Source organism: Streptomyces sp. NPDC042201, from assembly GCF_055582185.1.
This window is the reverse complement of record NZ_JBVJDS010000001.1, coordinates 666,733-690,836: the sequence shown is the minus strand read 5'-3', so window position 1 is coordinate 690,836 and position 24,104 is coordinate 666,733. Positions and strand designations below refer to the sequence as shown.

Below are 24,104 nucleotides of genomic sequence, written 5' to 3'. Positions count from 1 at the left end.
GAACCAGGTCAGGCGAGGCCGAGCTCGTCCAGCGCATAGACATTGAGGTACGGGAGCCCCGCCTCCGCGATGGCGGGGGCCGCACCGCGCTCCACGATGACCGCGACCGCCACCACCTCACCACCGGCCTCGCGGACCGCCTCGACGGCGGTCAGCGGCGAACCGCCGGTGGTCGAGGTGTCCTCGACCACCAGGCAGCGCCGGCCCTTGACGTCGGTGCCCTCGATCCGGCGCTGGAGGCCGTGCGCCTTCTGCGCCTTGCGGACGACAAACGCGTCGAGGCGCTTCCCGCGCGCGGCGGAGGCGTGCAGCATCGAGGTCGCCACGGGGTCGGCGCCGAGCGTCAGCCCGCCCACACAGTCGAAGTCCAGCTCGGCGGTGGCATCGAGCATGACCTGACCGACCAGCGGCGCGGCATGTCCGTCCAGCGTGATCCGGCGCAGGTCGATGTACCAGTCGGCCTCGAGACCCGACGAAAGGGTCACCTTGCCGTGCACCACGGCCTTGTCCTTGATCAGCTGAAGCAGCTCAGCCCGTACGTCAGTCATGCCCATCAGCTTAGGTCCCGCCAGCTCCACGTCGTCGCGATCTCCAGCGGGTCCACGGGGGTGACCAGCCGGGGCAGGGTGTTGAGGCCGTTCGGCGGGCCCGACTGCGGCTCCACACAGACCGCCTCGGCCTGCTCGTCGTAGATCACGACCCACTCGGCGCGGCTGGCGACCTTGAGCTCCAGCCGGCCGGGCCAGGTGAGGGTGACATCGACGCCGTCCGGCATCCCGAAGCAGTCGTCCCACGGGCTGAAGCGCGGCGGGATACGGCGGCCGGTGGGCAGATGATCCTCGCCGCGCTCCTCCTGCCACGCGGCGGTGAAGTCGACGAGCACATCGCCGCCCTCGCCGCCGAGGTTGCGCAGGAACCAGGGGTGCCAGCCTGCCTGGGCGGGAAAAGAGGTGTCGTATGTCTCCACCCCCAGCACCAGGGTCAACGAGTCCTCGGTCAGCTCGAACGTCTGGGTGACCAGGCCGCTGTACGGCCAGGGGTCGGCGAGCTCGTACGTGAACGACGCCTTGTTCTCGCTGATCCGGGCGGTGCGCCAGGCCGTGTCCCTGCCGGTGCCGTGAATCGCGTGCGGCGGGGAGTTGAGCGGCATCTGCCGGACCACCTCGCCGTTGCGGAACTGCCCGTGCTCGATCCGCCCGCACCACGGCACCATCGGGAAGCAGCCGTACCGCTCGCCCTGGCGCAACAGCTCGGTCCCGCCGATGCGCAGACTGCCGATCCGGCAGCCGTTCGCCGGGCTGATGGTCAACTCGGCGTCGCCCGCCGCCAGTCGGATGCTCTCTTCGCTGCTACTCACGCTCCGACATTACTTGCGACGCCGCAGAACGCGTCCGACCACCACGGCGGAGGCGAGCGCGAGGGCGGCGGCCGGCGCGACCCACCGGAGCGTGGCCCCCGCGCTGGCGGACTCGGGCGCGGGCACGGGTGCGTACCGTCCACGCGGCGGCGCGTGATCGACCTCCTCGGCGCTCCGCCCGATCATGGTGCGCCGGGCGTGGGCGGCCTCGGCGGGAGGCTCATCGGGAATGAGGAAGTCCCCTTCCCCGGACGCGGTCTCGCCGTCCAGAGCGGCGGGTGTCACGTCCACGTCGAACGCGGGCACGTCGTCGGCGTCTGGCTCCGCGGGGGCCGGGGTGTCTGCGGCCGCGTCTGCGTCTGCGTCTGCGTCTGCGGGGGCCGGGGTGTCCGTGGTGTGCGCCTGCGGGTCCGCGGGGGCCGGGGGTTCGAGCTCCTCCGACGGCTCCGGCGGGGCCGACTCCTCGCCCAGCCGCGCGGCCAGGCGGTCCAGCAGGCGGTGAGCAGCGGCCACGGTCGCCTCGTCGGGGAGTTCCGCGAGCCGGCCCTCGGCGCGCGATCCGCCCGTGAAGGCGAGCGTCGTGCCGCCCGTGGCTTCCGCCAGCCGGACCGTGAGCGTCAGCTTGGCGGAGCCCGTGCCACGGACCTCGGCGCCCTCGCCCTCCACCTCGAACGCACCGTCCCGCTCGGCGAGGGTCAGCGCGCCGCGGTAGGTGATCGTATGGCCGCCGATACGCACCTTCAGACGCCCCGAGAGCGGGCCGGCCGACTCCTCGGCGTCCTGTTGGAGCCCCGGCACGCAGCGGGCGACCCGGGCGGGGTCGCGCAGCGTCTGCCGGAGAGCCTCTGCCGTAACCGGAACGAACACCTCATGCTCCATGCCCCCGAGCCTACTCAGCCCGGCCCCGGTCCGGCGGTGGAACGGCTCGTCTTGGGTGGGGACGCCGTCCTGCGGGGTGCGGTGGTCTTGGGCGGGGCCAGTCGTTCGGCTACGGGTTGTCGCCGGGTGCGGGTCGCCGTCCGGCGGGGTGCGGTGGTCTTGGGCGGGGCCAGTCGTTCGGCTACGGGTTGTCGCCGGGTGCGGGTCGCCGTCCGGCGGGGTGCGGTGGTCTTGGCCGGGTGCGGGTTGTCGCCGGGTGCCGGGTAGGGGTGGTGTCCTGGACTGCATGATTTACGGCGCGTGCGGACCGGATCCCGGGCGCGGGATTGTCGAGCGCCACAAATCACGCTCTACGTCCTGGACACCACCCCTACCCGTCCCCCTCCACCACCCGCACAGACCCCCACCCCCACCCCACCCCAAGCCGGGCGGGGGCCACCGGCGGGAGGGGGTCGGGGGTGCAGGAGGTGCGTGTCCGGACGTAAAGCGTGATTTGTCGGCGCACACAAGCCGCACCCGGGATCCGACCCGCACGGCGCCGTAAATCATGCAGTCCGGACACGCACCTCCGGAACCCCCGACACCCGCACCACGACGAACGGCCCCGCACCCCCCGCCGGACGGCGAAACGCCCCCCTACCCCCCGTACCGCGGATGCACCAGCGTTGACGGCGGCAGATCCCGCGTCCCCGCCCCCAGCGCCACCACCCCCCGCGACCGCAGCCTCGGCGCATCCGCCGCCAGCCCCAGCCGCGGCCGCCCGCCCACCTCCGCCAGCTCGAACCCCCAGTCGCTCGCCGCCGACCTGCCGCCCCGCCCCCGGTCGGGCCCCGCCGCGAAGCGCGACAGCCGTCCCGTCGCGCGGTACGGGCTCGTGCTGAACCCGGACGCGCGCAGCGTCGCGTCGACCGTCCAGTACGTGTGCGGCTGGGCCGTGGGCGACCCCGCGTGCACAGCCAGCCGCCCGCCGTCCGCGAGCACGCGCGCGGTGAGGCCGTAGAACTCCTCGGAGTACAGCTTCGTGCTGGACGTGATGCCCGGGTTCGGCAGATCCGAGATGACCACGTCGTAGGTCTCCCGCCGTACCTCCCGCAGCCAGGTGAACGCGTCCCCGTACACCGCCCGCAGCCGCGGATCCCGGTACGCGTGCCCGTTCAGCGCCGCCAGCGCGGGGTCCGTACGGGCCAGCCCGACGACCCCCGGGTCCAGCTCGACCACGGTGACCTCGCGGACGTCCCCGTACCGCAGGACCTCCCGCGCCGCGAGCCCGTCGCCCCCGCCCAGGATCAGCACGCGCGCGTGCGGCCCGCGCATCGCGGGGTGCACCAGCGCCTCGTGGTAGCGGTATTCGTCCCGCCCGCTGACCCGCAGCCGCCCGTCCAGATAGAGGTCCAGCGGCCCCGAGCGCCCGCCGGTGAGCACGACTTCCTGCACATCCGTGTGGACGGCGACCCGCACCCGGTCCCCGTACACCGCCCGCCGCGCCGCCCGCTCGAAGTCGTCGACCAGGACCGCCGCGGTGGCCAATATCGCCAGCACCAGGACATTGACGGTCACCAGCAGCCGGCGCGAACGCGGTGTCAGATCGCGCCCGAAGACCCAGAGGACCAGCGCGCCGCCCGCCACCGCGTTGACCGCGCCCGTCAGCAGCGCGCCCGTCAGCTGTCCGAGCCAGGGCAGCAGCAGGAACGGGAAGGCGAGCCCGCCGACGAGCGCGCCCACATAGTCGGCGGCGAAGAGATCCGCGACGGTCCCGCCGGCGTCCTGCCGGGAGACCCGTTGTATGAGCGTCATCAGCAGCGGGATCTCGGCGCCGATGAGGATGCCGATGCCGAGCGAGAAGCCGACCAGCGCGTAACGGGACTCGCCCATCCACGCGAAGCTCGCGTACAGCACGAGCGCCGAACAGCCGCCGAGCAGCGCGAGCGCCGCCTCCAGCAGCCCGAACCCGACCACCGCCCGGCAGCGCAGCCGCTTGGCGACCAGCGAGCCGATGCCCATCGCGAAGACCATCACGGAGAGGACGACGGACGCCTGGGTGACGGAGTCCCCGATCAGATACGAGGCGAGCGCGACCAGCTCCAGCTCGTACACCAGTCCGCACGCGGCGCAGACGAAGACCACGGCGAGGACCAGAAAACGCCTCGCGTCTGCGCGCAGGGGCAGCCGCGTCTCACCCTGGGGCGGCGAGGACACTGTCTGGTCGATCATGCCCGTAACGCTACGTTACGAATTCATTGCTTTTTGTCACCCACACGGGTGCAATTACAACGAGGCAGGTGTACGGACGCCGACGCGCGTACGCGTCGCGACGAGCTGCCCCTCCTGGGGGTACGCGTGCCACGTACGCCAGCGCACCTGGCCCTCGTCGTGCTGCGCGAGCATCGCGGTGAAGGCGTACGGGGAGCCGGGGAAGGTGCCGGCCAGCCCGTTCGGGTGGTCGCTGACGAGGGCGAGCAGTTCCTGCGCGCGCCCGGCGAACGAGCTGTGCGAGAGGGTCTCGACGCGCGCGGCGAATTGGTACTCCCACTCGCCCAGCGGTCTGGAGACGCCGAGTGGCAGTGGCGTGCTGCTGCCCGCGATACAGGCGACGGTCTCGGAGCAGGTGCCCCCCTCCTCCTCCAGAAGCACCTGATGGGAGGCGCCGAGCAGCCTCAGTTGCAGGAGGGCGCCGGCGAGGTCGAGGTTGAGGACGGCCAGGGCGGGAAGCGGCTCCCGCCCCAACGCCCAGGCCAGGTCGGCGGCGCGGGTGTCGGTGTAGGCGGTCTCTAGGGTCGTGAGCATGGGTCGGCTCCGCAAAAACGCTTGACGGGAGAACCGGGGACGTCCCGGACGATGAGCGACGGAACTGTGGGGGGAGATCGCCCGCTCGGGGTCCATATGAGGTCCGAGGGCTGGAAGCTCTCAACAGCGAGGGAATCACGAACCACCCAGCGTTCACAGTACTTTTAACCAACTTGGCCCTGTTTCCATCCCCTCGGGGGCCTTACTGGTCAAATGTTCAATCCAAACAGCCAAAAGGGTCAACCAACCGGTCAACACGACGATGTCCGGTGGGAGTTCGTTCCCCACCGGACATCGACTACCGCGGACCAGCTGCCCCGTGTCAGCTGCCTCCGCCGCCGCATCCCCCGCCGCCGCACGACGAGCCGCCCCCGCAGGAGGAGCCGCTGCTGCCGCAGGTGGATGAGCTGCCCCCGCAACTGGTCCCCCCACTGCCGCTGCCGCTGCCGCTGCCGCTACCGCCGCCGGCCCACCAGCTGCCGCCGGCGGCGCGCTTCGCGCCCTTCTTCTTCAGAGAGGGGCCCGAGGTCGCGCGGCTCCTGGGCGCCCCACGGCGCTTCGGGCGTGCCTTCTCCCGGCTGCCCACACTCACCACGAGCCCGATGAACGCGACCGCGATCAGAACGACCGCCACTCCCAGACCAGTCATGGTCCTCACCGTCCTTCTGTTCCCCCGAAGCGAGACCCCCGCGCCCGTCGCGTGGCGGGCCTCGCACTGACCGGTGTTGCGTGACCTTCTTGTATGAACGTGTTGCGTGACTGGGGTGTCCCCTCGGCGCCGGCGGCCCAAAGCTGACTTGAGCAACTCCAGAGGTTCGGCACAGGATGGCCGGCATGACCGCACGCGAACCGGGATCACGCCCGCTGCTCAACCGCCGCCTCGCCGAGTTCGGCACGACGATCTTCGCGGAGATGTCGGCGCTGGCCGTACGGACCGGGGCGATCAACCTCGGTCAGGGCTTCCCCGACACCGACGGCCCCGAGGAGATCAGGGAAGCGGCCGTACGCGCGCTGCGCGACGGCCGCGGCAATCAGTACCCGCCGGGCCCCGGCGTCCCCGAACTGCGCACCGCGATCAGCGAGCACCAGCTCAAGCGGTACGGCCTGACGTACGACCCCGACACCGAGGTCCTCGTCACGGCGGGCGCCACCGAAGCCATCGCCGCCGCGCTGCTCGCCCTGGTCGAGCCGGGTGACGAGGTGATCGCGCTGGAGCCGTACTACGACTCGTACGCCGCGTGCATCGGTATGGCGGGCGGCACCCGCGTCCCCGTCACCCTGCGGCCCAGGGACGGCGCGTACCACCTGGATCTGGACGAGCTGCGGGACGCCGTCACCCCCCGCACCCGGCTGATCCTGCTCAACACCCCGCACAACCCCACCGGCACGGTCCTCAGCCGCGAGGAGCTGGCGGCCGTCGCAGAACTCGCCGTCGAGCGCGATCTGCTGGTCGTCACCGACGAGGTGTACGAGCATCTGGTCTTCGAGGGCGAGCATCTCCCGATCGCGGACTTCCCGGGGATGCGCGAGCGGACCGTGACGATCAGCTCCGCCGGCAAGACCTTCTCCTTCACCGGCTGGAAGGTCGGCTGGGTGACCGGGACGCCCGCACTGGTGACGGCGGTGCGCTCCGCCAAGCAGTATCTGACCTATGTGTCGTCGGGCCCGTTCCAGTACGCGGTCGCGGAGGCCCTGCGCCTGCCGGATCGCTACTTCGACGACCTGCGCGCCGATCTGCGGGCCAAGCGCGATGTGCTGTCCGCGGGCCTGACGGCGGCCGGTTTCGAGGTCTACCGCCCGGCCGGCACCTACTTCGTGACCACCGACATCCGCCCGCTCGGCGAGAGCGACGGCTTCGCGTTCTGCCGCGCCCTGCCGGAGCGGTGCGGTGTCGTGGCCGTACCGAACGCCGTCTTCTACGACCACCGCGAGGAGGGCGCGCCCTTCGTACGCTTCGCCTTCTGCAAGCGCACGGACGTCCTGGCGGAGGCGGCGGCCCGGCTCAAGACCCTCGCGTAGTCCTGTCCGCGCGGCGAAAAGCCCGGCCGGGGGCCGCGATCATGGCGATCACAGCCCCTGCCGGGCTCTTGGTTCCGCTGCGGGGCGTCTCAGGCCTCGTCGTCGGGCTTCTCGTCCGCCGGCGCCAGGCCGAACTGCTCCACGAGCCACTTGTCGAACTCGATCGAGGCGCGCACCCAGCTGACCGTCGACGACACGAAGTGCTCCAGGCTGACACCCATGCCGATCAGCATCTGGGCCTCGCCGATGAGCCGGACGGTGGGAGGACCGTCGCCCTCCTCGTGGATGTGGCTGTAGACCTTGGGCCACAGCGTGCGGCGGTTCCAGTCGTCGATCGCGTCGAGGATCTTGGACTTGTCCGCGATGGGGTGCGGGCGGTCGTAGAACGTCCGCACCGAGAAGACCTGCTGGTCCTCCTCGCCGCGGAACATGAAGTACGTACGGAATTCCTCCCACGGCGCCGCGAGGTCACCCTCGTCGTCGACGACGTACTTCAGCTCCATCTGTTCGAGGAGCTGCTTGACCAGATCCTGGTCGGGGACGACGGGGCCCGCCGGTCCTGCACCCTGCGGTTGGGGCTGGCCCCCGAAATTCGGAATCGAGGACGGGTCGATGCTCACCGTGTATTTCCCTTCGTACGGTTCCTCCCATCCTCCCCCATGCCAACCGGGGCATGGCAAGCCCGGCCCGCCCCGATCCGCTGCGAGCTGACTCGACCGGACCAGCGGATACCGCCATTTCTCATGGATTCGCCATCCGGTCCGTGAGCTGCCATACGCCGGTCGAGGGGTTGTGGGCGTGTTCCTCCCCTGTCGGATCCAGCTTCCGCGCCCGCTCCTCCGCCTCCCGCACCCCGTCGCGGTACTTGCCGAAGTCCACCCGGGTCTTGTCGTAGCCGGGCACATGCTTCTCCAGCAGTGGCAGGAGCTTCTTGTACGTGGCGATATGCGCGCGGTGGTCCGTGAAATGAAGGAGCAGCCACAGCTCGAAGCACGGGTTGGAGACGGCGATCTCGATGCCGCTTCTCCGGGCGGCGACAGCGGCCTCGGCCACATCGGGGAATTCGTCGACGTCGAAGACGCACCACACGTCGTCGTATCCGCCCTTGTTCAGATCCCGCTGTCCGCGCGCGTACGCGACGAGCTGCGTCGGGGAGCATGCCTTGCCGCGTACGACGACGGAGACAGCGGGATTGCGGAGATGGTCACGCAGCCCCTGGAGGTACTGGCGCTCGGTCTCCTTGCTGCCGCAGACGATCAGCATCGTGCGCGACGAACGGCGGACCGGGCCGCGCCGGCGGCCCGATCCCTCACGCGGAAACGACCTCGCCATGAGCCCCCCAGTACTTCCTGACCATGTCCTCGAAAGCCGTTTCCGGCAGCAGCGGCACCGCGCCGTAGCTGCCCGCCAGGTAGCGCCGCTCGAAGTTCTCCCCCTTGCGCGGCTTGAAATCGCTGAGCGGATAGAGCTCCGCGGCCGCGGTCCTGGCGTCCTTTTCCACGAACCAGACCTGGTCGCGGCGCAGCACCTGCTCACCGAGCATCGTGCCGAGCAGGGAGGCGTCATGTGTGGTGAAGATCAGCTGGGCACCGAGCGGATTCAGCTCCGGATTCTGGAACAGTGTGAGCAGCTTGGCGGTCAGCATCGGGTGGAGACTGACGTCGATCTCGTCGACCCACATCGGGCTTCCGCGGAGAATGGCGCTGAGGGCGGTGGTCACCATGTTGAACCACGTCTTGGTTCCGGCCGATTCGGCATCGACGGGCAGGACGAACTCCTCGTCACCCACGCGATGAACGAACTCCAGCGACTCCATTGCCGCTGCCCTGATGCTCTCCGGAATCTCTTCCCAGTACGGCGAGTCGGCAGGGTGATGCGAGAGGAGCGCGGCGACACCCTTGCTCTTCCCCGCTCCGCGACGGATGCCGTGCACGCCCAGATCGGCGGCAGCCAGGACCTCCGTCGAGAGCGACAGCCCCAGCTTCTCCCACGCCTCGTACATCAAGATCCCCAGCGCGCCCGCCTTGGCGAAAGCCTGCCGAGTGGTGTCCTCGACCACCTCGGGAGCCCCCAGAGCGGACCACACCGCCCCGAGCTGCCGGTGCGAGGACTGTGCGGCGGCGGAGAGATAGAGACTGTTCGGCCGCATGGTCCGCTCGGCGGCGACCCGCTCACCGATCAGCGTCGCGCCGTACGTCATCTTCCCGCCGTCGCGCTCGAAGAGGATGCGCCTGCGGCCCTTGGGATAGGCGTACAGCCACTCCTCGGCGACCTCCTCGTCCGTGACGCTGAAGCCGTACACATACCGCACCTCCTGCACCAGGATGTCGACGGCGTACGACGAAGGGGCGGTCCGGCTCTGATGGTCGAGCAGGAAGGGGCGCCGCGGCACCGGAGCACCCGGCAGCCACCTGGCCTGTGAGTCACGGACCGCGTCCTTGAAAAAACGGAACGCGTCCATGACCGTCGACTTCCCCGAGGCGTTGGCGCCGTAGATCGCCGCCACGGTCACCGCGGGCCGGTCGTCCTGATAGGCCGGTACGAGGTTCAGCTCCTGCGGTTCACGCAGACAACCGTGGTTGGCGACACGAAAGCTCAGCAGCATGCTTCGATACCTCCAAGACGGCTTTGTGAACAAGTGAAATGCATTTTTGGGCGCTACGCGGATACTAATGCTCGCTGGGTAATGCGAATAGGCCCGCCACCCGAGAGGGTGACGGGCCTATTCGAAACCACCGGGCTACAGCGTCTTGGCGGGTGGCTTTGTCGGTTCTGGGGTTGTCGCGCTCACGGTCAGGCCGTCCTCGGAGCGGTCGACGCGGACCGTGTCGCCGTCCGTGACCTCGCCGGCGAGGATCTCCTTCGCCAGTTGGTCGCCGATCGCGGTCTGGACGAGGCGGCGCAGCGGGCGGGCTCCGTAGGCCGGGTCGTTGCCCTCGTCGGCCAGCCATTCCAGCGCCGCCGGGGTGACCTTCAGGGTGAGCCGGCGCTCCGCTAGGCGCTTGGCGAGGCGGGCGATCTGGAGGCGGGCGATGTGGGCGAGTTCGTCGCGCGACAGGGCGGTGAAGACGACCAGATCGTCCAGCCGGTTGAGGAACTCCGGCTTGAAGGAGGCCCGTACGACCCCCAGGACCTGCCGCTTCTTCTGCTCGTCGCTGGTCAGCGGCTCAGCGAGATACTGACTGCCGAGGTTGGACGTCAGGATCAGGATGGTGTTGCGGAAGTCCACCGTCCGGCCCTGGCCGTCGGTGAGCCGGCCGTCGTCGAGGACCTGGAGCAGGATGTCGAAGACCTCGGGGTGGGCCTTCTCCACCTCGTCCAGCAGCACCACGCTGTACGGGCGGCGCCGCACGGCCTCCGTGAGCTGGCCGCCCTCCTCGTAGCCGACATAGCCGGGAGGGGCGCCGACGAGCCGCGCCACGGAGTGCTTCTCGCCGTACTCGCTCATGTCGATACGGACCATGGCCCGCTCGTCGTCGAAGAGGAAGTCCGCGAGGGCCTTGGCCAGCTCGGTCTTGCCGACACCGGTCGGGCCGAGGAAGAGGAACGAGCCGGTGGGCCGGTCGGGGTCGGCGATTCCGGCGCGGGTACGGCGTACCGCGTCGGACACGGCCTGGACCGCCTCGGACTGGCCGATCAGCCGCCTGCCGAGCTCCTGCTCCATGCGCAGCAGCTTCTGCGTCTCGCCCTCCAGCAGCCGGCCGGCCGGGATCCCGGTCCAGGAGCCGACCACATCGGCGATGTCGTCCGGGCCGACCTCCTCCTTGACCATGGTGTCCTTGGCCGCCTCCTGCTCGGCCTCGGCGGCCTCCTCCAGCTCGCGCTCCAGGCCGGGGATCTCCCCGTACAGCAGCTTGGACGCGGTGTCGAAGTCGCCGTCGCGCTGGGCGCGCTCGGCCTGGCCGCGCAGGTCGTCCAGCCGCTCCTTGAGCTCACCGACGCGGTTGAGGCCCTGCTTCTCCTTCTCCCAGCGGGCGTTGAGCCCGCGCAGCTCCTCCTCCCGGTCGGCGAGGTCGCGGCGCAGCTTCTCCAGCCGCTGCTTGGACGCGGGGTCCGACTCGTTCTTCAGCGCCAGCTCCTCCATACGGAGGCGGTCGACCGCGCGCTGGAGTTCGTCGATCTCGACCGGCGAGGAGTCGATCTCCATACGGAGGCGGGAGGCGGCCTCGTCGACGAGGTCGATGGCCTTGTCGGGGAGGAAGCGCGAAGTGATGTACCGGTCGGAGAGGGTGGCGGCGGCGACCAGCGCCGCGTCCGCGATCTGCACCTTGTGGTGAGCCTCGTAGCGGCCCTTGAGCCCGCGCAGGATCGCGATCGTGTCCTCGACGGTCGGCTCGGCGACCAGCACCTGCTGGAAGCGCCGCTCCAGGGCGGCGTCCTTCTCGATCCGCTCGCGGTACTCGTCCAGCGTGGTCGCGCCGACCATGCGCAGTTCACCGCGGGCGAGCATCGGCTTGAGCATGTTGCCCGCGTCCATGGCGGAGTCGCCGCCTGCGCCCGCGCCCACGACCGTGTGCAGTTCGTCGATGAAGGTGATGATCTGCCCGTCGCTCCCCTTGATCTCGGAGAGGACGGTCTTCAGCCGCTCCTCGAACTCGCCGCGGTACTTGGCGCCCGCGACCATCGCGCCGAGGTCCAGCGAAACCAGCCGCTTGTTCTTGAGCGACTCGGGCACGTCGCCCTTGACGATGCGCTGCGCGAGCCCCTCCACAACGGCGGTCTTGCCGACGCCCGGCTCACCGATCAGCACCGGATTGTTCTTCGTACGGCGTGACAGCACCTGCACCACGCGCCGGATCTCCTGGTCCCGGCCGATGACCGGGTCGAGCTTGCCCTCGCGGGCCGCGGCGGTGAAATCGGTGCCGAACTTCTCCAGGGCCTTGTACTGACCCTCCGGGTCGGGTGTGGTCACCCGGCGCCCTCCCCTTGCCTTTTCAAACGCGTCCAGCAACTTCTTGGCGCCGGCCCCCTGCTGGTCCAGCACCTCCCCCGCCTTGCCGCCCTTGGCGGCGGTACCGATGAGCAGATGCTCGGTGGAGAGATAGTCGTCCCCCAGCTCCTTGGCCCGCTGAGCGGCGTCGGCGATGACGGCGAGCAGCTCACGGTTGGGCTGCGGGGGTGCGACGGTGGACCCGGTCACGCTGGGCTGTGCGGCCAGCAGCCGCTCCGCTCCGGACCGTACCGCAGCCCGGTCCGCCTCGACCGCGGTCAGCAGGTCGATGACGTTCTCGTTGTCCTGGCCTTCGAGCAGCGCGAGCAGCAGATGTGCGGGGGTCAGATCGGGGTGCCCGGCCGCTACGGCCCGGCTGGTGGCGGCGTTGATCGCATCCCGGCTCTTGTTGGTCAGCTCGGCGTCCACGTGCGCTCTCTCCTCCTTGCGCGGATCCTTGCGCGGATCTCAACTCTGACTGTGGCGACATGCGCAAAGTTGAGTCTATTCCACTCAAGCCGAAATCCGGGAGCCCAGCGTCCACGGGTTTCACCCCCGCCCGGGCCCTACTCTTCCGGTATGTCCCATGCCGTACGCAATCTCAGCCCCGATTTTCTCGCGTTCTGGCGGGAGTACCACTTGTGCACGCTGACCACCCTGCGCCCCGACGGCAGTCCGCATGTGGTCCCGGTGGGCGCGATATACGACCCGGAGGCAGGGCTCGCACGCGTCATCACCAACAAGAACAGCAGGAAGGTGGCCAACATCCTGGCGGCGGGCGCGGGCGTCCGCGACGGCGCGGACGCGGGCGGGGCGCGGGTCGCGGTCTGCCAGGTCCACCGGGGCCGCTGGGCGACGCTGGAGGGCCGCGCCACGGTCCGTACGGAGCCGGAGCTGATCGCGGACGCGGTGAGCCGCTACGCGGAGCGGTACGAGCGCACCCCGGCGCCCCATCCGGACCGGGTCCTCATCGAGATCACCGTGGAGCGGGCGCTCGGCCGCGGCTGACCTCCGTACGGAGCAGTCCGCTGAGCAGCAGGCTGAACGGGTCCACTGAACGAGTCCGCCGAACGCGGACAGCACAGCGGCGCCATCGTGTTTCAGGTCCACGATGGCGCCGCTGTGTGGGGGAAGCGCCTGAGCGATTTGGAACGACGGGGGAATCGCTCAGGCACTGCGGGGGGTGGCGATGATGGCTTGCGCTTCGACCAGCTGGTGGTCCCGCTGGTCGAGGTTAACGAAGATCATGTCGTATCGGATGGCACACCGGACCGGCTGCGGAGCCCCCCGCGGCCTCCGAAGGCAGCGGTAGGCACGGACGTCCTCGTCCTCCTCGCGTACGACGACAATCGGCTCTCCGAACAGAGTGACCATCAACGAGTCGCCACGGTGAGGAATAGCCGTGACCAGATCGATGAAGTGCCACCCCGACCGGTAGGCCGTGGCCATCTCGCGCCGGAAGACCCGATCGTCCGGCGGGACAGTCATGCGCCTGTGTCGGCCGGCGTGCTTCCCCAGCCGCTGTCGGCCGGTCCGCTACCCCAGCCACTGTCCGGCGGCGTGCCGGCGGCCTGGGCGATGCCCCAACCGCTGTCGCCCGGTGTATAGCCCCAGCCGCTGTCGGCCTGAGCGCCGCCCCACCCGCTCTCCGTTGTGGAGGTCTCGGGGGCGATGCCCCAGTCGGTGTCCGCGCCGCCCAGAACCCCGTAAGCCACGACTGCGGAGAAAGCAGCGGCAAGCACCGAGCGAAGCAATCTCTTGTACATAGTCGGCTTCGTCCTCACTTGATGGATTCCTCTCCCCCGCGTCACAAGACGATGGCTCATTCAGGCACGTCAATGCCACAGGGGCGATGCATCATGTTCCTGTACGTTCAGGACCCTGGGGGGTGGAGATTTGCCAGTAATCAACTCAAAACCGACACATCCCCATGCGGTGACCGATCTGTGCGACGAGGGGGCGCATCTTTACGCCAGCGCTCTGAGCGCCGGACGGATCTCCCGGGTGGAGGCCGAGGAGGCTCCGTGCCTTCTCGAATTCGCTCTTTTGCACCCTGATCCGGACGACCCGAACTGGCTTCGTCCGGTCCCCCCGTCCGTCGCGCTCGCCCAGCGGCTCCATCCCATCGAACGGGAGATCCAGGACCGAAGACGGCACTCCATCAACCTGACAGAATCCTTTGAGCCATTCATGGCCATCAGTGCCCTGAATCCGGCTCCTACTCATGCGATCACCGTCCTGGAGGGGTTCAACCGGATCAACGCCGCGCTCAACCTGGCCACGGCCGAGTGCCACACCGAGATGCTGACGATTCAGCCCGGCGGCGGCCGGCGCGAGCACATTCTCAGCCAAGCACTGGAACGGGACCGGCCACTGATCGACCGCGGCGTCAGCATGCGCACGCTCTACCAGCACACGGTCAGGCACTCCATGGGGACCATGGCCTACGTGGACCGCATAGCCAGCGGCAAGGTCGAGATCCGGACCTTGGAAGAGCTGATCGAGCGGCTCATCATCTGCGACCAGACGGTCGCGTTCATCCCCGCGCGGGACGACCAGCAAGTGGCACTGGAGCTGCGCCACCCCGGTCTTGTCACCTATCTGGTCAAGGTCTTCGAGCAGCTCTGGCGCCGCGCCACGCCGCTCACCGAACAGGTTTCGTACGAGCCGACCCCTGACGGCATCTCGGGCGTCCAGCGGACCATCGCCAAGCTTCTCGTCGAGGGGTACGTGGACGAGGCCATAGCCCGCCGCCTCGGGATGAACGTACGGACCTGCCGCGCGCACATCGCCAAACTCGCCACCGTCCTCGGCAGCGGCAGCCGCGCGCAACTCGGCTATCTGGTCGCGCAGTCGGGAATCCTGGAGCAGGACCGCTGACCGGACCGCCGACCGGAACGCCGACCTGCCCGGGAGAGCCCCGCGCACCGGGCACACGGAAAGGGCCCCCACCCGGCACGGTGGGAGCCCTTCCTGCGGCCTCTGAACGCGCTCTCAGTCCGCCGGCCGGTTGGGCCGCCACACCACCAGCGCGCTCGTCTGCTGCACATCCTGATACGGCACCAGATCCCGGCGGTACGAGGCATGCACCTGCGCCTCGCGCTGCCGCATCGCCGCCGCCGCTCCCTCCACCGCCGCCGACAGCTCGGCGACCCGGGCCTGGAGCGCGGCGACCTGGTTCTCCAGCTCGATGATCCGCTTGATACCGGCCAGATTGATGCCCTCGTCCTGCGACAGCTGCTGCACCTGACGGAGCAGCTCGATGTCACGGGCCGAGTAGCGGCGCCCCCGGCCCGCCGTGCGGTCCGGGGAGACCAGGCCGAGACGGTCGTACTGCCTGAGGGTCTGCGGGTGCAGCCCCGAGAGCTGGGCAGCCACCGAGATGACGTACACCGGCGTCTCTTCGGTCAGTTGATACGGATTGCGCCGCCGCCCGTCCCTGTCCATCGGGTCATGCTCCCTTCGCGGCCTGGAACAGCTCCGCCCGCGGGTCCTCGTCCGCGGTCGCCTTCCGGTAGGCCTCCAGCGCGTCCCTCGCGGGCGCGTCGAGGTCCTTGGGAACGACGACCTCGACGGTGACCAGCAGGTCTCCGCGAGTGCCGTCCTTACGTACGGCGCCCTTGCCGCGGGCGCGCATCGTACGGCCGTTCGGCGTCCCGGCCGGCAGCTTCAGCGTGACCGGCGGGCCGCCCAGGGTCGGCACCTTCACCTCGCCGCCGAGCGCCGCCTCCGCGAAGGTGACGGGCACGGTGACCGTGAGGTTGTCGTCCTTGCGGCCGAAGACCGGATGGGCGTCGACATGGACGACCACGAACAGATCGCCTCCGGGGCCGCCGCGCTCACCGGGAGCGCCCTTGCCCCGCAGCCTGATCCGCTGGCCGTCGCTGACGCCCGCCGGGATACGGACCTGCATGGTCCGCGAGGACCTGGCGCGCCCGCTGCCCTTGCAGACCTCGCAGGGGTCCTGGGCGATCAGCCCACGGCCCTTGCAGTCCACGCACGGGTCGGTGAGCGAGAAGCCGCCGCCGGAGCCGCGCGAGACCTGACCGGTGCCGACGCAGGTCGGGCAGACCCGCGGGGTGCCGTTCTTGTCGCCCGTACCCGAACAGGCCTTGCAGGGAGCCTGACTGGACATCCGCAGCGGGACCGTGGCCCCGTCGACCGCCTCGGTGAAGCTGAGCGTCACCTCGGACTCGATGTCCTGGCCCCGGCGCGGCTGCGTACGGGTGCCCGCGCCGCCCCGGTTGAAGAGCCCTCCGAAGACGTCCCCGAGCCCGCCGCCGAAACCGCCGGCGCCCTGGCCCGTCTGCGTACCGCCCTGGGCGCCGCCACCGAAGAGGTCGCCCAGGTCGAAGTTGAAGGAACCGCCGCCCCCGGCACCGGGACCGGGCCGGAACCCGCCGTTGCCGAAGAGCGCGCGGGCCTCGTCGTACTCCTTGCGCCGCTTGGCGTCACCAAGGATGTCATTCGCCTCGGAGATCTGCTTGAAGCGCTCCTCGGCCTTGGTGTCGCCCTTGTTGGCGTCCGGGTGGAACTCGCGGGCGAGCTTCCGGTACGCCTTCTTGATCTCGGCCTCGGTGGCGTCCTTGGGGACGCCGAGAACCTTGTAGTAGTCCTTCTCCACGAAGTCCTTGGTGCTCATTCCCGACGTCCCTCCTCTCCGCCATCACTGCCTGTCCCCACGTCAGCCCTCGTCCGGGCCACCGCTCTCCTCGTCCTTGGCCTGCTCGTCCGCTGCCCTGGGCTGGGCCCCGGGCTGGGGCTCGGCCACCGCGACGCGGGCGGGCCTGATCGTCCGCTCGCCGAAGCGGTACCCAGGCTGCAGGATCGCGACGCACGTTGTTTCGGTGACATCCGGCGCGTACGAGTGCATCAGGGCCTCGTGGATCGTCGGGTCGAAGGGCTCGCCCTCCTTGCCGAACTGCTGGAGGCCCAGCTTCGCGGCGACCGTCTCCAGCGATTCGGCCACCGACTTGAAGCCGCCGACCAGCTCGTCGTGGTCCCGCGCGCGGCCGATGTCGTCCAGCACGGGCAGCAGTTCGGTCAGCAGACTCGCGACAGCGATCTCCTTGACCGTGACCCGGTCCCGCTCCACCCGCCGGCGGTAGTTCTGATACTCCGCCTGGAGCCGCTGGAGGTCTGCCGTGCGCTCATTGAGCGCCGTACGGACCTGGTCCAGCTGCGCCGTCAGGGCTACCTGCTCTACGTCCCCGGCCGGGGCCGCCGGGCCCGGCTCCTTCACGGAGCCGGACTCGGCGGCCTTCGACGCGGCGTCTTCGGGGGTGGCGCCGGAGGGGACGTCGGGCTTCTCCTCGAAGCCCGGAGTCTCCTCGGTCACGCCGCACCGTCCTTCTTCGGCTTCTCGTCGTCCACGATCTCGGCGTCGACGACGTCGTCCTCGGGCTGGGCCTGGCCGGCGCCCGCCGCACCCTCGCCGCCACCGGCGGCCTGGGCGTCCGCGTACATCGCCTGGCCGAGCTTCTGGGAGACGGCCGCGACCTTCTCCGTGGAGGTACGGATCTCGGCGGTGTCCTCGCCCTTGAGCTTCTCCTTCAGCTCGGCGATGGAGGTCTCGACCTCGGTCTTGACGTCGCCGGGGACCTTGTCCTCGTTGTCCTTGAGGAACTTCTCCGTCTGGTAGACGAGCTGCTCGGCCTGGTTGCGGGTCTCGGCGGCCTCGCGACGGCGGTGGTCCTCGTCCGCGTACTGCTCGGCCTCTTCACGCATCCGGTTGACCTCGTCCCGCGGCAGCGAGGAGCCACCGGTGACGGTCATCTTCTGCTCCTTGCCGGTGCCGAGGTCCTTCGCGGCCACGTGCATGATGCCGTTGGCGTCGATGTCGAAGGCGACCTCGATCTGCGGCACACCGCGCGGGGCGGGCGGCAGACCGGTCAGCTCGAACATGCCGAGCTTCTTGTTGTACGCCGCGATCTCGCGCTCGCCCTGGTAGACCTGGATCTGCACGGACGGCTGGTTGTCCTCGGCCGTCGTGAAGATCTCCGAGCGCTTCGTCGGGATCGTCGTGTTGCGCTCGATGAGCTTGGTCATGATGCCGCCCTTGGTTTCGATACCGAGGGACAGCGGGGTCACGTCGAGGAGCAGGACATCCTTGACCTCACCCTTGAGGACACCGGCCTGGAGCGCGGCGCCGATGGCGACGACCTCGTCCGGGTTCACGCCCTTGTTGGCGTCCCGGCCACCGGTGAGCTCCTTGACGAGCTCCGCGACGGCGGGCATACGGGTCGAACCGCCGACGAGCACCACGTGGTCGATCTCGGACAGCTGGATGCCGGCGTCCTTGATGACGTTGTGGAACGGGGTCTTGCAGCGGTCCAGCAGGTCGGAGGTCAGCTGCTGGAACTGGGAGCGAGTGATCTTCTCGTCCAGGTGCAGCGGGCCCTCGGCGGACGCCGTGATGTAGGGCAGGTTGATCGTCGTCTCCGAGGAGGACGACAGCTCGATCTTCGCCTTCTCCGCGGCCTCGCGGAGACGCTGGAGAGCCATCTTGTCCTTGCCCAGGTCCACGCCGTGACCGTTGGCGAACTGCTTCACCAGGAAGTCGACGACCCGCTGGTCCCAGTCGTCACCACCGAGGTGGTTGTCACCGTTGGTGGCCTTCACCTCGACGACGCCGTCACCGATCTCCAGCAGCGAGACGTCGAAGGTGCCGCCACCGAGGTCGAAGACCAGGATGGTCTGGTCGTCCTTGTCGAGACCGTAGGCGAGGGCGGCCGCCGTCGGCTCGTTGACGATACGCAGCACGTTGAGGCCCGCGATCTCGCCGGCCTCCTTGGTGGCCTGGCGCTCCGAGTCGTTGAAGTACGCGGGAACGGTGATCACCGCGTCGGTGACCTTCTCGCCCAGGTACGACTCCGCGTCCCGCTTCAGCTTCTGCAGCACGAAGGCCGAGATCTGCTGCGGGTTGAAGTCCTTGCCGTCCAGGTTGATCTTCCAGTCGGTGCCCATGTGGCGCTTGACCGACCGGATGGTCCTGTCGACGTTCGTGACCGCCTGGCGCTTCGCGACCTCGCCGACGAGCACCTCGCCGTTCTTGGCGAAGGCGACGACGGACGGCGTGGTCCTGGCGCCTTCGGCGTTGGTGATGACGGTGGGCTCGCCGCCTTCGAGAACGCTGACGACGGAGTTAGTCGTGCCCAGGTCGATGCCGACCGCACGTGCCATTTCGATTCCTCCAACTGACTTGAGTGGAACAGGCTCAAGGATGCATCACAGATCCCAAGGAGTCAAAGGACCTGAGTCGATGAGACTCAACTATTGTGCGGACCCTGTGCGCCCGGGGGCCATCGGACCGGCGTGAACGCGCCTGGCGGGGGCGCCTACCCGATCCGCGCCACCTCATCATGCGATCGTTCTGTGACAAAAGACCTGAAAGCCTCGAAAGATCCGAAAGCTCTTTTGAACGTAACAGAACCCACAGGACGGTCAGGTGTGGCCATGAAGCGACGCATGAAGCAGCTCTTTGAACCCAAGCGGCTCCCGGAACCCAAGCGGCTGCTGGATCTGGCGCTCGGCTCGGCCCTGCTGGTTCTGGCCGCGCCCGTACTCATGGCCGCCACCCTCACCGTCGCGCTGACGCGGCCGGCCGGCGGCGTCTTCGTACGCGAGTACCGCACAGGACTGAACGGACGGCCCTTCGTCCTGAGTTCCCTGCGCACCCGGCTGTTCCGGCTGGATCTGCTCTCCCGGCTGCCCCATGTCGTACGCGGCGAACTGTCGCTGGTCGGGCCCGCGCCCCTGAAGGTCGGATCCCCCGCGGCCGCGGCGCCCTGGCGGCGGCTCGTACGGCCGGGCCTGACCGGCCTCGCGCAGGTACGGCGGCACTCACCGCTGCCGTGGGACGAGGCCCCGCTGCTCGACCAGCACTATGTCGAGCAGCACTGGATCGGCCTCGACCTGGCGATCCTCGCCCGTACGCTCCCCGCGCTGTGTGCCGCGCACGCCCGCTCGCGCGCCCGCTCGGAAACCCAGCCGCGCGCCTGGCTGTTCGCCCAGCCGTTCGCCCGGTCGTACGCCCAGTCGTACGCTCGACCCTGCCTGCCCGCGCACCCCCGCGCGCTCCCGCGCGCACGCGCCCGCGCCTTCACCCCGCGCGGTGAGGGCGCCCTGAGCGACACAGATCACCGGCTCCGCCGCTACATTGCGGCGAGATAAGTGGGTAACCTCAGCACGGACTGATTAAGTTACCGCTTAGTAAGAGTGGCGGACTTTCCACCCTCGCAGGCCCGAGGAGCCCCCAATGCAACTCGCCGCGATCATCGTGTCGCTGGTACTCGGCGTCGTCGGCGTCGCGCTGTTCGGCCGAGCCATCGCGCAGATCTACCGCTTCGTGAAGCTCGGCCAGGACGTCCCCGCGGGTACGCGGACCGACGAACCCGCCCAGCGCACCCTGACGGTGGCCAAGGAGTTCCTCGGCCACACCCGGATGAACCGGTGGGGTGTCGTCGGCGTCGCGCACTGGTTCGTGGCGGTCGGCTTCTTCACGCTCGTACTGACCCTGGTGAACGCCTTCGGGCAGCTCTTCAAGGCGGACTGGCTGCTGCCGGTCATCGGTAACTGGACGCCGTACGAAGTCTTCGTCGAGCTGATCGGCCTGCTGACGACGCTCGGCATCCTGACGCTGATCGTCATCCGCCAGCTGTCGCTGCCCAGCCGCGCCGGCCGCAAGTCCCGCTTCGCGGGCTCCAACTTCGGCCAGGCGTACTTCGTCGAGGCCGTCATCCTCATAATCGGCCTGGCGATCCTGGTGCTCCGCGGCCTGGAGGGCGCACTGCACCACGCCGACTCGTACCAGGCCGCCTATCTGGTCTCGTATCCGCTGGTCGCGGCGTTCAAGGGGCTCAGCCTCGGCACCCTGCAGAACCTGGTCTACCTGATCGCGATGATCAAGATCGGGACGTCCTTCATCTGGATGATCACGGTCGCGCTCAAGACCGACATGGGCGTCGCCTGGCACCGGTTCCTCGCCTTCCCGAACATCTGGTTCAAGCGCGAGGCGGACGGCGGCACGGCCCTCGGCGCGCTCCAGCCGATGACGAGCGGCGGCAAGGAGATCGACTTCGAGGACCCGGGCGACGACGACGTCTTCGGCGTCTCCCAGGTGGAGCACTTCTCCTGGAAGGGCATCCTCGACTTCTCCACGTGTACGGAGTGCGGCCGCTGCCAGTCGCAGTGCCCGGCCTGGAACACGGGCAAGCCGCTCTCCCCGAAGCTGCTGATCATGTCGCTGCGCGACCACGCGCACGCCAAGGCGCCGTATCTGCTGGCCGGCGGCGGCAAGACCATGGAGGGCGAGGAGAAGGCGTCCGAGGAGCAGCTTGCCGGTGTGCCGGCCGCGGCCCTCGCCGAGGCCGGACGCCCGCTGATCGGGACGCTCGAAGAGAACGGCGTCATCGACCCGGATGTGCTGTGGTCCTGCACCACCTGCGGTGCGTGTGTGGAGCAGTGCCCGGTCGACATCGAGCACGTCGACCACATCGTGGACATGCGCCGCTACCAGGTGATGATCGAGAGCTCCTTCCCGAGCGAGGCCGGGACGATGCTCAAGAACCTGGAGAAGAAGGGCAATCCCTGGGGCCTGGCCAAGAAGCAGCGCCTGGAGTGGACGAAGGAGGTCGACTTCGAGGTGCCGGTCGTGGGCCGGGACATCGAGGACCTGTCGGAGGTCGACTACCTCTACTGGGTCGGCTGCGCGGGCGCGCTGGAGGACCGGGCCAAGAAGACCACGAAGGCCTTCGCGGAGCTGCTGCACATCGCGGGCGTCACGTTCGCGATCATGGGCGGCGACGAGAAGTGCACGGGTGACTCGGCCCGCCGGCTGGGCAACGAGCCGCTGTTCCAGCAGCTCGGCCAGGAGAACGTGGCGATGCTGAACATGGCGTACGGGGAGGACGACGAGGACGAGGCGACGAAGAAGCCGAAGTCGTCGAAGAAGATCGTCGCGACCTGCCCGCACTGCTTCAACACGATCGCGAACGAGTACCCGCAGCTCGGCGGCGAGTACGAGGTCATCCACCACACGCAGCTGCTCCAGCATCTGGTGGACGAGGAGAAGCTGATCCCGGTGACGCCGGTCGAGGGTCTGATCACGTACCACGACCCCTGCTACCTGGGCCGTCACAACAAGGTCTACACACCGCCGCGCGAGATCATCGCGAAGGTGCCGGGCCTGCGGAACGAGGAGATGCACCGCCACAAGGAGCGCGGCTTCTGCTGTGGCGCGGGCGGCGCGCGGATGTGGATGGAGGAGCGGATCGGCAAGCGCATCAACAACGAGCGCGTGGACGAGGCCCTTTCGCTGAACCCGGACATCGTCTCGACGGCCTGCCCGTTCTGCCTGGTGATGCTGACCGACTCGGTCAACGGCAAGAAGAACGACGGTCAGGCGAAGGAATCCCTCCAGGTCGTGGACGTGGCGCAGCTGCTGCTCGACTCGGTACGTACGCCGGCGGACCCGGCGGGCGCCGAGGAGCAGGAGAACGCGCCGGACCCGAAGCCGGAGCCGGTGACGTAGTCCCGCCTACGGGACGCCTGCGGGACTCACGCCTGCGGGACATGACAGCAGCGGCCGGATCCGCCTCGGGGCGGGGCCGGCCGCTGCTGCTTTCCGTATGTCTCCCCTTCCGTATGTCCCCCTTCCGTATCTCTCCCGCACAACCATCCGCGGACCGCATGGGTCCAACCCCCATGCGGAAGAAGCGTCTTGTCAGCAGCATCGCCCTCGCCGCCACAGTCGCCTGCGGGGCTCCGGGAACCCCGTCCGACTCCGGCGCCGGCTCCGGCTCCCATTCCGGCTCCGGCCCGCGCGCCGACCTACGCTCCGGCCCGCGCTCCGACTTCGACGGTGACGGGATGGGTGACCTCGTCATCACCGACACCTCGGCCACGGTCAACGGCACGTACGCCGCCGGGTACGCGGCGGTGGTGCGCGGCTCGGCCGACGGCCCGGTTCCCGCACGCCACCAGGTGATCACTCAGGACAGCCTGGGCCTCGGCAACGCGGGCACGGGCGGGCGCTTCGGCCGGCACGCCACCTCAGGTGATCTCGACGGCGACGGCCGCAGCGATCTCATCACCCAGGCGGGCAGCCGCACCGTCTTCATCGTCTGGGCCGACCGCGAGACGCTCGCAGGAGCGGTCCGGCTGACCGGCGCGGCGCCCCACGTCGGCGATTTCGACGGTGACGGCCACACCGACCTCGTCACCAGCGAGGGGCCGTCGACAGCGACCATCCGGTTCGGCCCGTTCAACCGGGTCGGCAAACCCAGCCGGGTGAAGTCCGTCGACCTCACGACGGACGACCCGGCGTACTACACCGCCTCGCTCGTCGGCGTCGGGGACGTGACCGGCGACGGCAGGGACGATCTGGTGGTCACCTGGTCCCATGTGTACGCGGACGAGATGCCCACGCCTCGCGCCACCGTGGTGTACCGCGGCACCGCCGACGGCGGACTGACCAAGGGCTCCCGCCTCAAGGACGCGCGGGGCAAGGACATGTTCGGCAGCTCCGTCACCACGGCCGACGTGAACAAGGACGGCTTCGCCGATGTGGTCGTCGGCCTCCCCTGCGAGATCGTTGGCGAGGAGACCAGGCCTGCCGGCGGCAGCCGGCTGATGGTCGCGTACGGCGGTGCGGCCGGCCAGAGCAGCGGCCTGAAAGCCACGACGATCAACGACAGCACGCCGGGACTGCCCGGCTCGCCCGTCTCCACGTCCTGCGGCTTCGGGGACTCGGCAACGGCCGGGGACGTCAACGGAGACGGTTACGCCGACATCGCCTTCACCGCCCCGACCGAGGACGGCGAAGGCGCCGTTCTCGTCCTGCGAGGCGGCCCGGGGGGTCTGACCGGTCAGGGGGCCCAGCAGGCCGCGAGCTTCCCCGGTACGCCCCGCCTTGCGCTGCTGGACATGAACGGGGACCAGGCGGCGGACCTGGCGATCGGCACGCTCTTCCCGGGTGTGGGCGACGGCAAGGTGCGGATCCTGCGCGGCGGTCCTTCCGGCATCGACCCCGCCGGGCCGACTCTCATCGGCCCCGCGGACCTGGGTCTGACGCCCCGGCCGGGCGACGGGTTCGGCTCGGACTTCGGCCACTGAGCGCGGAAGCGGGGAGCTCTG

General features: G+C 69.4%; 22 protein-coding genes. 7 read left to right on the top strand and 15 right to left on the bottom strand.

The window, feature by feature from the left end:
* Window positions 1-8: 8 nt before the first annotated feature.
* The 5 genes from pyrE to ACZ6MZ_RS02950 all read right to left on the bottom strand — a co-directional run bounded on the left by pyrE (window position 9) and on the right by ACZ6MZ_RS02950 (window position 5,020).
* Complete coding sequence (gene pyrE, locus ACZ6MZ_RS02970; RefSeq protein ID WP_384337788.1) at window positions 9-548, bottom strand: orotate phosphoribosyltransferase; 540 nt, start codon at window positions 546-548, stop codon at window positions 9-11.
* Between the two features lie 5 nt (window positions 549-553).
* Window positions 554-1,357 carry an aldose epimerase family protein gene (locus tag ACZ6MZ_RS02965; protein ID WP_469349427.1) on the bottom strand — a complete coding sequence of 268 codons (804 nt, stop codon included), beginning with the start codon at window positions 1,355-1,357 and terminating at the stop codon, window positions 554-556.
* 9 nt (window positions 1,358-1,366) lie between these two features.
* Window positions 1,367-2,236 carry an SRPBCC domain-containing protein gene (locus ACZ6MZ_RS02960; RefSeq protein WP_469349424.1) on the bottom strand — a complete coding sequence of 290 codons (870 nt, stop codon included), beginning with the start codon at window positions 2,234-2,236 and terminating at the stop codon, window positions 1,367-1,369.
* 636 nt (window positions 2,237-2,872) lie between these two features.
* Complete coding sequence (locus ACZ6MZ_RS02955; RefSeq protein WP_469349423.1) at window positions 2,873-4,447, bottom strand: polyamine aminopropyltransferase; 1,575 nt, start codon at window positions 4,445-4,447, stop codon at window positions 2,873-2,875.
* A gap of 54 nt (window positions 4,448-4,501) precedes the next feature.
* Window positions 4,502-5,020: a DUF2617 family protein gene (locus tag ACZ6MZ_RS02950; RefSeq protein ID WP_384337327.1), complete on the bottom strand. Its 519-nt coding sequence runs from the start codon at window positions 5,018-5,020 to the stop codon at window positions 4,502-4,504.
* A gap of 398 nt (window positions 5,021-5,418) precedes the next feature.
* Between ACZ6MZ_RS02950 and ACZ6MZ_RS02945 the strand changes: the two genes are divergently transcribed.
* Window positions 5,419-5,739: a hypothetical protein gene (locus ACZ6MZ_RS02945; protein ID WP_469349421.1), complete on the top strand. Its 321-nt coding sequence runs from the start codon at window positions 5,419-5,421 to the stop codon at window positions 5,737-5,739.
* A gap of 115 nt (window positions 5,740-5,854) precedes the next feature.
* Window positions 5,855-7,039 (top strand): pyridoxal phosphate-dependent aminotransferase, encoded by a 1,185-nt coding sequence (locus ACZ6MZ_RS02940; protein WP_389791640.1) that lies wholly within the window; start codon window positions 5,855-5,857, stop codon window positions 7,037-7,039.
* Window positions 7,040-7,128: 89 nt separating this feature from the next.
* On the opposite strand, the gene ACZ6MZ_RS02935 is transcribed toward ACZ6MZ_RS02940, so the two are convergent.
* The 4 genes from ACZ6MZ_RS02935 to clpB all read right to left on the bottom strand — a co-directional run bounded on the left by ACZ6MZ_RS02935 (window position 7,129) and on the right by clpB (window position 12,398).
* Entirely contained in the window at window positions 7,129-7,659 is a 531-nt protein-coding gene (locus ACZ6MZ_RS02935; RefSeq protein WP_384337321.1) for a YbjN domain-containing protein, read from the bottom strand.
* 121 nt (window positions 7,660-7,780) lie between these two features.
* Window positions 7,781-8,371, bottom strand: coding sequence for an RloB family protein (locus ACZ6MZ_RS02930; protein ID WP_469349419.1), 591 nt, complete (start codon window positions 8,369-8,371; stop codon window positions 7,781-7,783).
* Complete coding sequence (locus tag ACZ6MZ_RS02925) at window positions 8,349-9,644, bottom strand: AAA family ATPase (protein ID WP_469349417.1); 1,296 nt, start codon at window positions 9,642-9,644, stop codon at window positions 8,349-8,351. Before ACZ6MZ_RS02925 ends, ACZ6MZ_RS02930 begins: the two co-directional genes overlap by 23 nt.
* A gap of 135 nt (window positions 9,645-9,779) precedes the next feature.
* Window positions 9,780-12,398 carry an ATP-dependent chaperone ClpB gene (clpB, locus tag ACZ6MZ_RS02920; RefSeq protein ID WP_389791638.1) on the bottom strand — a complete coding sequence of 873 codons (2,619 nt, stop codon included), beginning with the start codon at window positions 12,396-12,398 and terminating at the stop codon, window positions 9,780-9,782.
* A gap of 150 nt (window positions 12,399-12,548) precedes the next feature.
* On the opposite strand from clpB, the gene ACZ6MZ_RS02915 reads away from it, so the two are divergent.
* On the top strand, window positions 12,549-12,977 hold the full coding sequence (locus ACZ6MZ_RS02915; RefSeq protein ID WP_389791636.1) for a pyridoxamine 5'-phosphate oxidase family protein: 429 nt from the start codon (window positions 12,549-12,551) through the stop codon (window positions 12,975-12,977).
* 159 nt (window positions 12,978-13,136) lie between these two features.
* Here ACZ6MZ_RS02915 and ACZ6MZ_RS02910 read toward each other — a convergent pair whose 3' ends face one another.
* Together ACZ6MZ_RS02910 and ACZ6MZ_RS02905 are read right to left on the bottom strand one after the other, a co-directional pair.
* Window positions 13,137-13,457 (bottom strand): (2Fe-2S)-binding protein, encoded by a 321-nt coding sequence (locus ACZ6MZ_RS02910; RefSeq protein WP_384179417.1) that lies wholly within the window; start codon window positions 13,455-13,457, stop codon window positions 13,137-13,139.
* Window positions 13,454-13,684, bottom strand: coding sequence for a 5'-nucleotidase (locus ACZ6MZ_RS02905; RefSeq protein ID WP_384179415.1), 231 nt, complete (start codon window positions 13,682-13,684; stop codon window positions 13,454-13,456). The genes ACZ6MZ_RS02910 and ACZ6MZ_RS02905 overlap by 4 nt, the downstream gene beginning before the upstream one ends.
* Window positions 13,685-13,865: 181 nt before the next feature.
* Between ACZ6MZ_RS02905 and ACZ6MZ_RS02900 the strand changes: the two genes are divergently transcribed.
* Window positions 13,866-14,849 (top strand): helix-turn-helix transcriptional regulator, encoded by a 984-nt coding sequence (locus ACZ6MZ_RS02900; protein WP_384179414.1) that lies wholly within the window; start codon window positions 13,866-13,868, stop codon window positions 14,847-14,849.
* A gap of 114 nt (window positions 14,850-14,963) precedes the next feature.
* Here ACZ6MZ_RS02900 and ACZ6MZ_RS02895 read toward each other — a convergent pair whose 3' ends face one another.
* Genes ACZ6MZ_RS02895 through dnaK form a run of 4 tightly spaced genes read right to left on the bottom strand, consistent with a single transcriptional unit; the run spans window position 14,964 to window position 19,151 of the window.
* Window positions 14,964-15,416, bottom strand: coding sequence for a heat shock protein transcriptional repressor HspR (locus ACZ6MZ_RS02895; RefSeq protein ID WP_384179412.1), 453 nt, complete (start codon window positions 15,414-15,416; stop codon window positions 14,964-14,966).
* A 4-nt stretch (window positions 15,417-15,420) separates the two neighbouring features.
* Window positions 15,421-16,611: a molecular chaperone DnaJ gene (dnaJ, locus tag ACZ6MZ_RS02890; protein ID WP_384179410.1), complete on the bottom strand. Its 1,191-nt coding sequence runs from the start codon at window positions 16,609-16,611 to the stop codon at window positions 15,421-15,423.
* Between the two features lie 42 nt (window positions 16,612-16,653).
* On the bottom strand, window positions 16,654-17,307 hold the full coding sequence (gene grpE, locus ACZ6MZ_RS02885; protein WP_384179408.1) for a nucleotide exchange factor GrpE: 654 nt from the start codon (window positions 17,305-17,307) through the stop codon (window positions 16,654-16,656).
* Complete coding sequence (gene dnaK, locus ACZ6MZ_RS02880; protein WP_384179406.1) at window positions 17,304-19,151, bottom strand: molecular chaperone DnaK; 1,848 nt, start codon at window positions 19,149-19,151, stop codon at window positions 17,304-17,306. The genes grpE and dnaK overlap by 4 nt, the downstream gene beginning before the upstream one ends.
* A 285-nt stretch (window positions 19,152-19,436) precedes the next feature.
* On the opposite strand from dnaK, the gene ACZ6MZ_RS02875 reads away from it, so the two are divergent.
* From ACZ6MZ_RS02875 to ACZ6MZ_RS02865, 3 genes are all read left to right on the top strand, one after another.
* Window positions 19,437-20,141, top strand: coding sequence for a sugar transferase (locus tag ACZ6MZ_RS02875; RefSeq protein WP_386877292.1), 705 nt, complete (start codon window positions 19,437-19,439; stop codon window positions 20,139-20,141).
* A gap of 85 nt (window positions 20,142-20,226) precedes the next feature.
* Window positions 20,227-22,500, top strand: coding sequence for a (Fe-S)-binding protein (locus tag ACZ6MZ_RS02870; protein ID WP_469349412.1), 2,274 nt, complete (start codon window positions 20,227-20,229; stop codon window positions 22,498-22,500).
* A 173-nt stretch (window positions 22,501-22,673) separates the two neighbouring features.
* A complete protein-coding gene (locus ACZ6MZ_RS02865; protein WP_389791628.1) occupies window positions 22,674-24,083 on the top strand; it encodes an FG-GAP and VCBS repeat-containing protein in 1,410 nt (469 codons plus the stop codon).
* The last annotated feature ends 21 nt before the right edge of the window (window positions 24,084-24,104 follow it).